Below are 12,874 nucleotides of genomic sequence, written 5' to 3'. Positions count from 1 at the left end.
CTTCAGGGACGGTAACCGCGTTCTTCCGGAACGAACACCCCTTGGGCCGGGGCCGGCTGAACTTTTCCCCAGCGCAGGACAAAGCAGGATCCGGGCAGGTCGGACCGGGGACCGGCGGATGCTCCGGCCCCCGCCCCCGACCTGCCGTCGGGCGTGCGGTTCAGCTGTTGAACGCGGCGTCGAAGGACGCGCTGGGCGGCTCGAAGTCGTACGCCTTGAGCCGGGTGAGAGCCTCCGGGGCGCCCTGGAGCCGGTCCATGCCGGCGTCCTCCCATTCGACGGAGACGGGGCCCTGGTAGCCGATGGAGCGCAGCATGCGGAAGACGTCCTCCCAGGGGACGTCGCCGTGGCCGGCGGAGACGAAGTCCCAGCCGCGCCGGGGGTCGCCCCAGGGCAGGTGGGAGCCGAGGCGGCCGTTGCGGCCGTCGAGGCGCTTGCGGGCCTCCTTGCAGTCCACGTGGTAGATCCGGTCGCGGAAGTCCCACAGGAAGCCGACCGGGTCGAGGTCCTGCCACACGAAGTGGGAGGGGTCGAAGTTGAGTCCGAAGGCCGGCCGGTGGTCGACCGCCTCCAGGGTGCGTACGGTGGTCCAGTAGTCGTACGCGATCTCGCTGGGGTGCACCTCGTGCGCGAACCGCACGCCCTCGGCGTCGAAGACGTCCAGGATCGGGTTCCAGCGCGTCGCGAAGTCCTCGTAGCCGCGGTCGATCATCGACTCGGGAGCGGGCGGGAACATGGCGACCAGATGCCAGATCGCCGACCCGGTGAATCCGATGACGGTGTCGACGCCGAGGCGGGCCGCGGCGCGCGCGGTGTCCTTGATCTCGGCGGCGGCCCGCTGCCGTACGCCCTCGGGTTCGCCGTCGCCCCAGATCCTGGCGGGCAGGATGGCCTGGTGGCGCTCGTCGATGATGGCGTCGCACACCGCCTGGCCGACCAGATGGTTGGAGATCGCCCAGCACGTGAGGCCGTACTTGTCGAGGAGCTGGTGACGGGAGGCGACGTAGGACGGATCGGCGAGCGCCTTGTCCACCTCGAAGTGGTCTCCCCAGCAGGCGAGTTCGAGGCCGTCATAGCCGAAGTCGCGGGCGAGTCGGCAGACTTCCTCCAGGGGCAGGTCCGCCCACTGTCCGGTGAACAGCGTGAAGTTGCGCGGCATCGGTGTCCGTCCTCCTCAGGCGGCGATCGGCGTGTAGAGGGAGTTCTTCTCGGCGCTCTCCTCCACGGCCGCGAGCACGCGTTGCACCTGCAGCCCGTCGGCGAAGGAGGGTTCGGGTGTGCGGCCGTCGGCGACCGCGTGGACCAGGTCGCGGGCCTGGTGCACGAAGGTGTGCTCGTAGCCGAGGCCGTGGCCCGGCGGCCACCAGGCGTCCAGGTAGGGGTGGTCGGGTTCGGTGACGAGGATGCGGCGGAACCCCGCGTGCGCGCCGGGCTCGGTGCCGTCGTGGTAGGAGAGCTCGTTGAGCCGTTCCAGGTCGAAGGCCAACGATCCTCGCTCGCCGTTGAGTTCGATGCGCAGGGCGTTCTTGCGGCCGGTGGCGTACCGGGTGGCCTCGAAGGAGGCGAGGGCGCCGGAGGCGAAGCGGCCGGTGAACAGGGCGGCGTCGTCGACGGTGACCTGACCGGTGCCGGTGCCGTTGACGGCGGCCAGCCCGCTGGTGGGCTCGGTGGGCAGCGGCCGTCGGCGGACGAACGTCTCGGTGAGCGCGGAGACGCCCGCCAGCGGCTCCCCCGCCAGGTACTGCGCCAGGTCGACGATGTGCGCGCCGAGGTCGCCGAGCGAGCCGGAGCCGGCCTGTTCCCGGCGCAGCCGCCAGGTCAGCGGGAACGCGGGGTCCACCAGCCAGTCCTGGAGGTACGCCACCCGTACGTGCCGCAGGGTGCCGATGCGGCCCTCGGCCACCATCCGCCGGGCCAGCGCGGTCGCGGGCACCCGGCGGTAGTTGAAGCCGACCATCGCCAACCGGCCTTGCTCCTGGGCTTCTTCGGCGGCGCGGACCATCGACTCGGCCTCGGTGACGGTGTTGGCGAGGGGCTTCTCGCACAGCACGTGCTTGCCCGCGGCGAGGGCGGCCACCGCGATCTCGGCGTGGCTGTCGCCCGGGGTGCAGATGTCGACGAGGTCGACGTCGTCCCGTTCGACCAGGGCACGCCAGTCGGTCTCGGTGTCCGCCCAGCCGTGGCGGTCGGCCGCCGCGCGCACCGCGGTGGCGTCCCGGCCGCAGATCACGGCCAGTTCGGGGCTCAGCGGCAGGTCGAAGACGCGGCCCGCGGTGCGCCAGCCCTGGGAGTGGGCGGCACCCATGAAGGCGTAGCCGACCATGCCGACGCGCAGGGGTGGCTTCCCCGTTTCTGCGCCGTCTGCCCCATCTGACTGCTGCGGCTGTGCCATACGGTTGTCCTCCTCGTCGTCGTGGCGGGCGGGGTGGGCCCCGCCCGGTGGGCTGGTCAGGCCCGTGGGGCGGGGCTCGTCACTTGAAGCCGGTGGGCATGTACTGGTCGACGTTCTCCTTGTCGACCACGGCCGAGTAGCAGGTCAGCGAGGTGGGGATCTCGAACTCGGCGAGGCCGCCGACGCCCTTGCCCTGGCCGAGGGCGCGGGCCAGGTCGATCGCGGAGGCGGCCATCGACGGCGGGTACAGCACCGTCGCCTTCAGGACGCCGTTGTCCGCCTTGATGGCCTCGAAGGCGGAGAGCGCGCCCGCGCCGCCGACCATCAGGAAGTCGTCGCGCCCGGCCTGCTCGATGGCCCGCAGCGCACCCACGCCCTGGTCGTCGTCGTGGTTCCACAGCGCGTCGAACTTCGACTGTGCCTGGAGGAGTTGGGCCATCTTGGCCTGGCCCGACTCGACGGTGAACTCGGCGGCCTGGCGGGCCACCTTCTTGATGTTGGGGTAGTTCTTCAGTGCGTCGTCGAAGCCCTGGGTGCGCTGCTTGGTGAGCTCCAGGTTGTCCAGGCCGGCCAGTTCGACGACCCGGGCGTCGGGGGTGTCCTTGAGCTTCTCGCCGATGTAGTGCCCGGCGTTCAGGCCCATCCCGTAGTTGTCGCCGCCGATCCAGCAGCGGTAGGCCTGCGGGGTGTTGAAGACGCGGTCGAGGTTGACGACGGGGATGCCCGCGCGCATCGCCTTCAGCCCGACCTGGGTGAGCGCCTTGCCGTCGGCGGGCAGCACCACCAGGACGTCGACCTTCTTGTTGATGAGGGTCTCGATCTGGCCGATCTGCTGGGCGGTGTCGTTGGAGCCCTCGGTGATCTCCATGGTGACGTCGGAGTACTTCTCGGCGCGCTTCTTGGCCTGGTCGTTGATGGCGTTGAGCCAGCCGTGGTCGGCCTGCGGTCCGGCGAAGCCGATGGTGACCGGCTTGCCGGGCTTGTCGTCGGCCGCCGGCTGGTCGTTCGCGGTCGGCTTCGCGTCGCTCGGTTCGTTGCTGGTGCAGCCGGTGACGAGGACACCGGCGGACACGGCGGCGGCTGAGAAGAGCAGCCCTCTGCGGCTCGTGAAAGGCGTCGGCTCTGGCATGGCGGTGAACCCTTTCGTCAGGTCGTGCTCGCGGTACGGCGCTGGACCAGCACGGCGGCGACGATGATCGCGCCCTTGGCGATCTGCTGGACGTCGCTCTGCAGGTTGTTCAGGGCGAAGATGTTGGTGATCGTGGTGAAGATCAGGACGCCCAGCACGGAGCCGACGATGGTGCCGCGGCCTCCGGTGAGCAGGGTGCCGCCGATGATCGCGGCGGCGATGGCGTCGAGTTCGTAGAGGTTGCCGTTGGTGTTCTGGCCGGAGCCGGCCAGGACGATCAGCAGGAAGGCGGCGATGCCGCAGCACAGCCCGGACAGCAGGTAGAGGTACAGCCGCTGGCGGCGGACATCGATGCCGGCGAGCCGGGCCGCCTCCGGGTTGCCTCCGACGGCGACGGTGCGGCGCCCGAAGGTGGTCCGGTTGAGCACCAGCCAGCCGATGACGGTGACCGCGGCGAACACCAGGACCAGGGGCGGGACGCCGAGGACGTAGGAGTCGCGTTCGCCGAGGTCGAGAACGCTGCCGATGGTGACGACCTGGGTCCGCCCGTCGGTGATCAGCAGGGCCAAACCACGGGCCGAGGCGAGCATGGCGAGCGTCGCGATGAACGGGACCATCCCGCCGTAGGCGATGAGCACCCCGTTGACCAGGCCGCAGCCCAGTCCGACGAGGACGGCGGTGAACAGGATGCCGGCGAAGCCGAACTCCTGGGTGGCCACGGTGGTCGCCCACACCGAGGACAGGGCGACGATCGCGCCGACCGACAGGTCGATCCCGCCGGAGGTGATGACGAAGGTCATGCCGACGGTGACGACACCGATGACGGAGGCCTGGGTGAGGACGAGTTGGAGGTTGCGGGTGTCCAGGAACTCGTCGGGTCTGGTGATGCCGCCGATGAGGACGAGGGCGGCGAGCACGCCGAGCAGGGACAGCGTACGGACGTCGGCGCGGAACAACACGGCGCGCCGTGCGGGCTTTTCACCGATGGCCGGCACCTTGTCGGTGCTGTCCCGCGGCGGGGAGACGGGCTGCGTCATGACGCCGGGCTTCCTTCCATGACGAGGTCGAGTACACGGTGTTCGTCGAGCTCCCGGGCGGGCGCCGTGTGGACGACGTCGCCTTCCCGGAGCACCAGGACGCGATCGGCGAGGCCGAGCACTTCGGGGACCTCGCTGGAGACGAGCAGCACCGCGAGGCCTTCGTCCGCCAGGCGGCGGACGACCGCGTACAGTTCGGCGCGGGCGCCGACGTCGACGCCGCGGGTGGGTTCGTCCAGCAGCAGCACCCGGCAGCCGCGCAGCAGCCAGCGGGCGAGCACGGCCTTCTGCTGGTTGCCGCCGGACAGGGTGCGCACGGGCACGTCCGGGTTGTCCGGCCGGAGCGACAGCTCACGGGTGGCGGCGCGGGCGGCCCTCAGCTCGGCGCTCCGGTCGATCCAACCGGCCCGGGAGAAGCGGGACATGGCGGAGACCGACACATTGCGGGTGACGGACTCCAGCATGAGCAGGGCCTGCGCCTTGCGTTCCTCGGGGGCGAGCCCGATCCCGGCGCGCACGGCGGCGCGGACGCTGCCCGGCCGCAGCGGGCGTCCGTCGACCAGGACCCGGCCGGTGTCCGGTTTGCGGGCCCCGTAGACGGTCTCCAGGATCTCGGAGCGCCCGGAGCCGACCAGACCTGCGAGCCCGACGATCTCCCCGGGACGCAGCTGGAGGTCGAGGGGGGCGAACTCGCCCTCGCGGGACAGCCCTTCGACGGTCAGCACCGGTTCGCCGGTCGGCGGGGAGGCGGGCCGCCGGGGGAAGACGTACTCGACGTCGCGGCCGGTCATCAGGGAGACCACCTCGCGGGTCGGGGTGGACTTCGCGGGCAGTCCGCCCGCGACGGCCCGGCCGTCCTTCAGCACGGTCACCCGGTCCCCGATGCGCCGGATCTCCTCGAGGCGGTGCGAGATGTAGACGACGGCGACTCCGTCGGCGGTGAGATCGGCGACGATGCGGAAGAGGTTCTCGACCTCGTCCGGGTCGAGTGCCGCCGAGGGTTCGTCCATCACGATGAGGCGTACGTCGTGCGAGAGTGCCCGCGCCATCGAGACGATCTGCTGCTGTGCCGCCGACAACTCCCCCACCAGCCGGGCCGGTTCGATCTCCGGGTGCCCGAGCCGGGCCAGCAGCCGGCTCGTCGCCTCCCTGGACGTTCTCGGGCGGACCACGAACCCGGCGGTCGTCGGCTCCTGGCCGAGGTGGACGTTCTCGGCGACCGTCATGTGCTCCACCAGGTCGAGTTCCTGGTAGATGGTGGCGATACCGAGGCGCATGGCGGCGATCGGCGAGCGCAGGGTGACCGCTTCTCCGCGCCAGCGGATCATGCCCGTGTCGGGCTGGTGGGCGCCGGCCAGCACCTTGATCAGGGTGGACTTGCCGGCGCCGTTCTGGCCGAGCAGGCAGTGCACCTCGCCGGCCTGGACGTCGAGGTCGACGCCGTCCAGGGCCCGGACGCCGGGGAACGACTTGGTGATGCCGGACATGCTGAGCAGCGGTGGTTCGGGTGCCATGCGGATTCCCCTCGGCGGGCGTGCGGGCCGGTGTCAGGGCGCGGTCGGGCCAACGTTGTCAGAGCAGGGGTGGAGCGGCGGAGCCGTACGTGGTGCCGGTGCGCTGTTCCGTGCGGTGAAACGGTGCTGGCGGTGCTGGCGGTGCTGGCGGTGCTGGCGGTGCGAACTACGTGAGCGGTGCGGTGGAGCCGTGGGCTGCTTACGCGGGTGAGAACAGGTGGTCGCTGATGAGCCGGGCCGCGCCGATGACTCCGGCGGTGGGGCCCAACTCCCCGAGGACGATGGGCAGGTTGCCGGTCGCCAGGGGCAGCGACTGGCGGTAGACCTGGGTGCGGATGGCGGCGAGCAGGGTGTGGCCGAGACCGGTCACCCCGCCGCCGATCACCACCAGGCCGGGGTTGAAGAAGCTGACCAGGCCGGCGATGACCTGGCCGGTGCGGTTGCCGCCCTCGCGGATCAGGTCGAGGGCGGTGGCGTCCCCCGCGGCGGCCGCGGCGGCGACGTCGACGGCGCTGAGCGTGCCGTTCGTCTCCAGGCGGCTCGCGAGTTCGGCGGAGAGCCGCTGTTCGGCGGCCTCCATGGCGTCCCGGGCGAGGGCCGAGCCGCTGAAGTGGGCCTCCAGACAGCCCCGGTTGCCGCAGGCGCACGGGCGGCCGTCGGGTACGGCCTGGATGTGCCCGATGTCGCCGGCGCTGCCCGTCGTACCGCGGTAGACCTCACCGCCGACGACGATGCCGCAGCCGATGCCGGTACCGATCTTGACGCAGAGGAAGTCGCCGACGGTGCGGGCGACGCCCGCGTGCTGCTCCCCCATCGCCATCAGGTTCACGTCGTTGTCGACCATGACCGGGCAGCCGAGGTCCTGGCTGAGCGCCTCCCGCACGGGGAAGCCGTCCCAGCCGGGCATGATCGGCGGTGCCACCGGGATGCCCTCGGGGAAGCGGACCGGGCCCGGGACGCCGATACCGGCGCCGTCGAACCCCTCGGCGAGCCCGGTGGCCTTCAACTTCGCGGCCATGGCCAGGACTTGTTCGAACACCGCGACCGGTCCGTCACGGACGTCGATGGGCTGGTTGAGGTGCCCGAGGATCTCCAGTTCGGCGTTGGTGACGGCGACGTCGACCGAGGTCGCGCCGATGTCCACGCCGAGGAGGCGCAGGTGCGGGTTGAGGCGGATGTTGTGGGAGCGCCGGCCGCCGCGCGAGGCGGCGAGTCCGTCGGCCACGACGAGTTCCGTCTCCAGCAGCCGGTCCACCTCCACGGCCAGCTTCGACCGGGAGAGGTCGACCTGGTCGCCCAGCTGGGCACGGGAGTTGGGGCCACCGTCGCGCAACAGCCGGAGCAGTCGGGCCTGATGCGCGTTCGCGGGTCGTGCGGTCATACGTCTCACGAACCCCTCCCCGCCTCGATCGGCCTGTGCGCGCCGGGTTTTGGCCACATGCGTGGCGTGCTTTCGGAGGGAACGTAGCAGCGGCTGCCGGAGGTGGGAAGAAGTCGCGCAGGAATTGGCCCCCACTTTTTCCACTCACAGGACAAAGGGGCCCGCACGGAGCCACGCGGGCCCCTTCCCGCGGTCGGGTCCCCGCGCCCCGGAGGTTCGGTCAGGACTTCACTGCCGACAGGAGGCCGGTGTCGTCAGGAGGCCGGTGTCGTCAGGACTTCGCCTGCGCGAGGTACGAGCGCCGGGTGTGCTCGGTGTGTTCGCGCATGAGCCGCTCGGCCAGCCGCTCGTCGCGGGCGGCGACGGCGGCGATCAGGTCGCGGTGCTCGGCCCAGGACTGCCCGCCGCGCTGCCGGGCGACGGGGGTGTGGTACCAGCGCACCCGGCGGCCGACCTGGGCGGCGAGTTCGGCGAGGACCGCGTTGCCGGCCAGGTCCATGATCTTGGCGTGGAAGCGGGCGTTGAGGACGACGGCGGCGTCCACGTCGTCGGAGGCGACGGCCTCCAGGCCCAGCGCCAGGATCTCCTCCAGGGCCTCGACGCCCGCGCTGTCGGCGTTGAGCGCGGCGAGCCTGGCCGCCTCGGCCTCCAGCAGCGTGCGCACGGTGAGGAGTTGGTCGGCCTCCTGCTCCGTCGGTTCGTGCACGAACGCGCCCTGCGCGGGGCGCAGATCGACCCAGCCCTCGGTGTTCAGCCGCTGCAGCGCCTCGCGCACCGGCTGCCGGGAGACCCCGAGGTGACCGGCGAGTTCGCTCTCGACCAGATGCTGGCCGGGCTGGAGGGCGCGCGTGGTGATGAGCTCGAGCAGTGCCTCGTAGACCCGGTCCCGTAGCGGTCCCGGTCGTTCGAGCTTGGGCACCGCCCCCTGGGGCAGTCCGGTCGACAGCATCGCGGTCCCCCTCCTCGGCAGCCCGCGCCCGGCCGCACGGCCGGTCGTTCGGCGCCGCCAGTAGTGATTGTCTTTCGTCTACAGTCTACGGCGCCCGTGTACCAGGGAGAGGGGGAGTCGATCGCGTCACACTCGTACGAGGGGGATCTTCAGGGGCAGCGGACGACCTGCCCCGCGTACGACAGGTTCCCGCCGAAGCCGAACAGCAGGACCGGGTCGCCGGACGACACCGCTCCCCGCTCGACGAGCTTGGCGAAGGCGAGCGGGATGCTCGCGGCCGATGTGTTGCCCGACTCGGTGACGTCGCGGGCGACGACGGCGTTGACGGCGCCGATCTTGAGCGCGAGGGGTTCGATGATCCGCAGGTTGGCCTGGTGCAGCACCACCCCGGCGAGTTCCTCCGGCGCCAGTCCCGCCTTCTCGCAGGCCTGGCGGGCGATGGCCGGCAGCTTCGTGGTCGCCCAGCGGTACACGCTCTGCCCCTCCTGCGCGAACCGCGGCGGCGTCCCCTCGATCCGCACCGCGTTGCCCATCTCCGGCACCGAGCCCCACAGCACGGGCCCGATCCCGGGCTCCTCGGGGGTCTCGGCCGCCTCGACGACCGCGGCACCCGCCCCGTCGCCGACGAGCACGCAGGTGGAGCGGTCGGTCCAGTCCGCCACCTCGGACATCTTGTCGGCGCCGATGACCAGCGCACGGCGCGCGGCGCCGGCCCGCACGGCGTGGTCGGCGGTGGCCAGCGCATGGGTGAAGCCGGCGCACACCACGTTGACGTCCATCGCGGCCGGCCCGGGGATGCCGAGGCGGGCGGCGACCCGGGCCGCCATGTTGGGCGAGCGGTCGATCGCGGTGGACGTGGCGACCAGCACCAGATCGATCTCGGCGGGGGTGCGGCCGGCTGCCGCCAGCGCCTTGGCCGCGGCGTGTGCGGCCAGCTCGTCGACGGGCTCCTCGGGGCCCGCGATGTGACGGGTGCGGATGCCGACCCGGCTCGTGATCCACTCGTCGCTGGTGTCGACCATGCCCGCCAGCTCCTCGTTGGTGAGCACCCGGGCGGGCTGGTAGTGGCCGACGGCGGCGATGCGCGAGCCGATCATGAGTGGATCCCCCTCGTGTTGCGGTTGCGGGATCCACCAGTCTGGTCAGTGACTGGCGGGTACACCGACAGGTGATGCGACAGGAATCGGGCGCCGGGCTTGTCGGCTTCGGTCAGGCCCGCGGACACCCGGACACGCATCCCGACGCGCCCGGGCACCGCCCGTCATCCGGTGAACAGCCGCGCCGCCTTCCGTGCGAGTTCGTACAGCCCGCAGGCGAGCGGCACCCCCACCCACAGCCAGGCGAAAGTACCGAAAAATCCCTTTCGGCCGGGGGTGCGACGGGAGGTCTCCTGAAACCCGGACGGCCGGGCTGCCCGGCGGCCGGAACGCGGGGCGTGCGCGAACCCTTGTCGAGGCCACCTCCATACTGTAGACAATATTTCGTCGACATAAGGCGAATTCGGCCGTCGGCCCCACCTCCGCGGTACTCCCTCGACCGAACGGAGCGTTCCCCAGTGAAAGTGGCAGTTCTCGGCGCCGGGGCCATCGGCGCCTACGTCGGCGCCGCGCTCCATCGCGCGGGTGCCGATGTGCACCTCGTCGCCCGTGGACCGCATCTGGCGGCCATGAGGCAGCACGGCGTGCGGGTGCTCAGCCCGCGCGGCGACTTCACGGCGCGCCCCCACGCGACCGACGACCCGGCCGAGATCGGCCCGGTCGACTACGTCTTCCTCGGCCTCAAGGCCAACGCGTACGCGGCGTGCGGGCCGCTGATCGCCCCCCTGTTGCACGACACCACGGCGGTCGTGGCCGCCCAGAACGGCATTCCCTGGTGGTACTTCCACCGGCACGGCGGCCCCCACGACGGCCACCGCGTCCAAAGCGTGGACCCCGGCGGCGCGGTCAGTGCGGTGCTCGCGCCCCGGCGGGCGATCGGCTGTGTCGTCTACGCGGCCACCGAGCTCGAAGGGCCCGGCGTCGTGCGGCACTTGGAGGGCACCCGGTTCTCGATCGGGGAGCCCGACCGCAGTGTCTCCGCGCGCTGCCTCGCGTTCAGCGGGGCGATGGTGGACGGCGGGCTGAAGTGCCCGGTGGAGCCCGAACTGCGCGGCGACATCTGGGTCAAGCTGCTCGGCAACATCTCCTTCAACCCGATCAGCGCCCTCGCCCGCGCGACCATGCGGCAGATGTGTCTGCACGGCGGTACCCGCAGGGTCATCGAGATCATGATGAACGAGACGCTCTCGGTCGCCCGCGCCCTCGGCTGCGAGGTCGGCGTGTCCGTGGAGCGCCGGCTGGCCGGCGCCGAGCGCGTCGGCGACCACCGCACGTCCACGCTCCAGGACCTGGAGCGCGGCAAACCGCTCGAACTCGACGTACTGCTCGCCGCCGTCGTCGAGTTGGCGGACATCACCGGCGTGGAGGTGCCCACCCTGCGCACCGTGCACGCCATCTCGGACCTGCTCGCGCTGAGGAGCGCCGCATGAAGAGCACCAGGAAACGTGACCGGAGCCCGAAGACCTACACCAGGCTCACCCATCCCCTGGTCCGCGACTCGCGTGACGAGCCGTTCCGGCGGGCCACCTGGGACGAGGCCCTGGAGCGGGCCGCCCGGGGAATCGGCGCCGCGCGCGGCGCGTTCGGGATGTTCTCCTGTGCCCGCGCGACCAATGAGATGAACTACGTGGCACAGAAGTTCGCCCGGGTCGTCATGGGCACCCACAACGTGGACTCCTGCAACCGCACCTGTCACGCCCCGTCCGTGGCCGGGCTGTCGGCCGCGTTCGGCTCCGGCGGCGGGACCTCGTCGTACGAGGAGATCGAGCACACCGACGTCATCGTGATGTGGGGTTCCAACGCCCGCTTCGCACATCCGATCTTCTTCCAGCACGTGCTGAAGGGCATTCACAACGGCGCCCGCATGTACGCGGTCGACCCGCGGCGGACGTCGACCGCAGAGTGGGCGGAGAGCTGGCTCGGGCTGAACGTCGGCACGGACATCCCGATGGCGCACGCGATCGGCCGCGAGATCATCCACGCCGGCCTGGTCAACGAGGCGTTCGTCCGGGGGGCGACCACCGGCTTCGAGGAGTACCGGGCACTCGTCGAACCGTGGACGCCGTCCCTCGCCGAGAAGGTGACCGGCGTGCCGGCCGCCGCGATAAGGGAGTTGGCGCACGCCTACGCCCGTGCCGAGCGCGCCCAGCTGTGCTGGACCCTCGGCATCACCGAGCACCACAACGGCACCGACAACGTCCGCGCCCTGGTCAACCTCTCGTTGCTCACCGGCCACGTCGGCCGCTACGGCGCCGGTCTGCAGCCGCTGCGCGGCCAGAACAACGTGCAGGGCGGCGGCGACATGGGGGCGATCCCCAACCGGCTGCCCGGCTTCCAGGACATCCTCGACCCCGCGATCCGGCTGAAGTTCGAGTCCGCCTGGGGCACCGCCCTCCCACCGCGTTACGGGATGACGCTCACGGAGATGTTCGAGGCCATGGACGACGGTTCGCTGCGCGCCGTCTACTGCATCGGGGAGAACCCGGCGCAGTCCGAGGCGGACGCCGAGCAGGCGGTACGGCGGCTGAGCGGGTTGGACTTCCTGGTGGTGCAGGACATCTTCCTGACGAAGACCGCCGAACTCGCGGACGTCGTCCTGCCGGCCACCGCGGGGTGGGCGGAGACCGACGGCACCACCACCAACAGCGAGCGCAGGGTGCAGCGCGTCCGCCGGGCGGTGGTGCCGCCCGGTGAGGCACGCGAGGACATCGACATCATCTGCGATCTCGCCACCCGCCTCGGCCACGACTGGAAGTACGCCGACGCCGAGGCCGTCTGGGACGAACTCCGGTCCGTCTCCCCCGACCACCACGGCATGACCTACGGGCGGCTGGACGAGCACCAGGGCATCCAGTGGCCGTGCCCGAGCACCGACGCGCTCGAACCGCCGTATCTGCACGGCAGGTTGTGGGACCCGGACCCGGACCGGCGGGGCAGGCCCGCGCCGTTCGGGATCGTGCAGCACGACCCGCCGGTCGACCTGACCGACGAGGAGTACCCGATCCGGCTCACCACAGGACGCCGGCTCGACTCGTACAACACCGGTGTGCAGAGCGGCGGTTACTCCTCGCCCCTGCGGCGCGGCGAGGCCGTCGAGCTGTGCCCGGAGGATGCCGAGCGCTACGGAGTGGTGGTCGGCGAGCAGGTGCGGGTGACGTCCCGGCGCGGGTCGGTGCTGGCACCGGTGTGGGTGGACACCGCGCTGCGGCCGGGGCTCGCCTTCATGAGCTTCCACTTCCCCGACGAGGTGGACACCAACGTGCTGACCATCGAGGCCAACTGTCCCATCGCCGGGACCGCGGAGTTCAAGGCCTCGGCGATCCGGATCGAGAAGCTCCCGGCTCCGTGCCCCAGTGACCCAGTGATCCAGTGACC

General features: G+C 71.4%; 11 protein-coding genes. 2 read left to right on the top strand and 9 right to left on the bottom strand.

Annotated elements, in window-relative coordinates:
* Positions 1 to 160: 160 nt before the first annotated feature.
* The 9 genes from ACVW19_RS29245 to ACVW19_RS29205 all read right to left on the bottom strand — a co-directional run bounded on the left by ACVW19_RS29245 (position 161) and on the right by ACVW19_RS29205 (position 10,017).
* Positions 161 to 1,159 (bottom strand): sugar phosphate isomerase/epimerase family protein, encoded by a 999-nt coding sequence (locus ACVW19_RS29245; protein WP_457463116.1) that lies wholly within the window; start codon positions 1,157 to 1,159, stop codon positions 161 to 163.
* Between the two features lie 15 nt (positions 1,160 to 1,174).
* Positions 1,175 to 2,392, bottom strand: a complete 1,218-nt coding sequence (locus tag ACVW19_RS29240; protein WP_457463114.1) for a Gfo/Idh/MocA family protein — start codon at positions 2,390 to 2,392, stop codon at positions 1,175 to 1,177.
* Between the two features lie 79 nt (positions 2,393 to 2,471).
* Positions 2,472 to 3,521 (bottom strand): substrate-binding domain-containing protein, encoded by a 1,050-nt coding sequence (locus tag ACVW19_RS29235; RefSeq protein ID WP_457463112.1) that lies wholly within the window; start codon positions 3,519 to 3,521, stop codon positions 2,472 to 2,474.
* 17 nt (positions 3,522 to 3,538) lie between these two features.
* Positions 3,539 to 4,558 carry an ABC transporter permease gene (locus ACVW19_RS29230; RefSeq protein ID WP_457463110.1) on the bottom strand — a complete coding sequence of 340 codons (1,020 nt, stop codon included), beginning with the start codon at positions 4,556 to 4,558 and terminating at the stop codon, positions 3,539 to 3,541.
* On the bottom strand, positions 4,555 to 6,072 hold the full coding sequence (locus tag ACVW19_RS29225) for a sugar ABC transporter ATP-binding protein (RefSeq protein WP_457463108.1): 1,518 nt from the start codon (positions 6,070 to 6,072) through the stop codon (positions 4,555 to 4,557). Before ACVW19_RS29225 ends, ACVW19_RS29230 begins: the two co-directional genes overlap by 4 nt.
* A 199-nt stretch (positions 6,073 to 6,271) precedes the next feature.
* The gene (locus tag ACVW19_RS29220) at positions 6,272 to 7,453 is read right to left on the bottom strand and encodes an ROK family protein (protein WP_457463106.1); all 1,182 of its coding nucleotides are present in this window, start codon (positions 7,451 to 7,453) and stop codon (positions 6,272 to 6,274) included.
* Positions 7,454 to 7,724: 271 nt separating this feature from the next.
* The gene (locus ACVW19_RS29215) at positions 7,725 to 8,402 is read right to left on the bottom strand and encodes a GntR family transcriptional regulator (protein ID WP_457463104.1); all 678 of its coding nucleotides are present in this window, start codon (positions 8,400 to 8,402) and stop codon (positions 7,725 to 7,727) included.
* A 149-nt stretch (positions 8,403 to 8,551) separates the two neighbouring features.
* Complete coding sequence (locus tag ACVW19_RS29210; RefSeq protein WP_457463103.1) at positions 8,552 to 9,499, bottom strand: beta-ketoacyl-ACP synthase III; 948 nt, start codon at positions 9,497 to 9,499, stop codon at positions 8,552 to 8,554.
* Positions 9,500 to 9,663: 164 nt separating this feature from the next.
* A complete protein-coding gene (locus ACVW19_RS29205; RefSeq protein WP_457463101.1) occupies positions 9,664 to 10,017 on the bottom strand; it encodes an MFS transporter small subunit in 354 nt (117 codons plus the stop codon).
* Here ACVW19_RS29205 and ACVW19_RS29200 point away from each other — a divergent pair.
* Positions 9,958 to 10,929: a 2-dehydropantoate 2-reductase gene (locus ACVW19_RS29200; protein WP_457463100.1), complete on the top strand. Its 972-nt coding sequence runs from the start codon at positions 9,958 to 9,960 to the stop codon at positions 10,927 to 10,929. The genes ACVW19_RS29205 and ACVW19_RS29200 overlap by 60 nt on opposite strands.
* Positions 10,926 to 12,872: a molybdopterin oxidoreductase family protein gene (locus ACVW19_RS29195; protein ID WP_457463098.1), complete on the top strand. Its 1,947-nt coding sequence runs from the start codon at positions 10,926 to 10,928 to the stop codon at positions 12,870 to 12,872. Before ACVW19_RS29200 ends, ACVW19_RS29195 begins: the two co-directional genes overlap by 4 nt.
* Positions 12,873 to 12,874 lie beyond the last annotated feature (2 nt).

This window comes from Streptomyces sp. TE5632 (assembly GCF_054061295.1).
The sequence above is the reverse complement of the archived record's forward strand: the minus strand, read 5'-3'. Positions and strand labels throughout refer to the sequence as shown.

Excerpts from the sequence above, each read along its gene's own strand:
- ACVW19_RS29240 (WP_457463114.1), bottom strand. The coding sequence starts at position 2,392 with ATGGCACAGCCGCAGCAGTCAGATGGGGCAGACGGCGCAGAAACGGGG.
- ACVW19_RS29215 (WP_457463104.1), bottom strand. The coding sequence starts at position 8,402 with ATGCTGTCGACCGGACTGCCCCAGGGGGCGGTGCCCAAGCTCGAACGA.
- ACVW19_RS29245 (WP_457463116.1), bottom strand. The coding sequence starts at position 1,159 with ATGCCGCGCAACTTCACGCTGTTCACCGGACAGTGGGCGGACCTGCCC.
- ACVW19_RS29205 (WP_457463101.1), bottom strand. The coding sequence starts at position 10,017 with ATGGAGCGCGGCGCCGACGTAGGCGCCGATGGCCCCGGCGCCGAGAAC.
- ACVW19_RS29235 (WP_457463112.1), bottom strand. The coding sequence starts at position 3,521 with ATGCCAGAGCCGACGCCTTTCACGAGCCGCAGAGGGCTGCTCTTCTCA.
- ACVW19_RS29220 (WP_457463106.1), bottom strand. The coding sequence starts at position 7,453 with ATGACCGCACGACCCGCGAACGCGCATCAGGCCCGACTGCTCCGGCTG.
- ACVW19_RS29230 (WP_457463110.1), bottom strand. The coding sequence starts at position 4,558 with ATGACGCAGCCCGTCTCCCCGCCGCGGGACAGCACCGACAAGGTGCCG.
- ACVW19_RS29210 (WP_457463103.1), bottom strand. The coding sequence starts at position 9,499 with ATGATCGGCTCGCGCATCGCCGCCGTCGGCCACTACCAGCCCGCCCGG.
- ACVW19_RS29225 (WP_457463108.1), bottom strand. The coding sequence starts at position 6,072 with ATGGCACCCGAACCACCGCTGCTCAGCATGTCCGGCATCACCAAGTCG.
- ACVW19_RS29195 (WP_457463098.1), top strand. The coding sequence starts at position 10,926 with ATGAAGAGCACCAGGAAACGTGACCGGAGCCCGAAGACCTACACCAGG.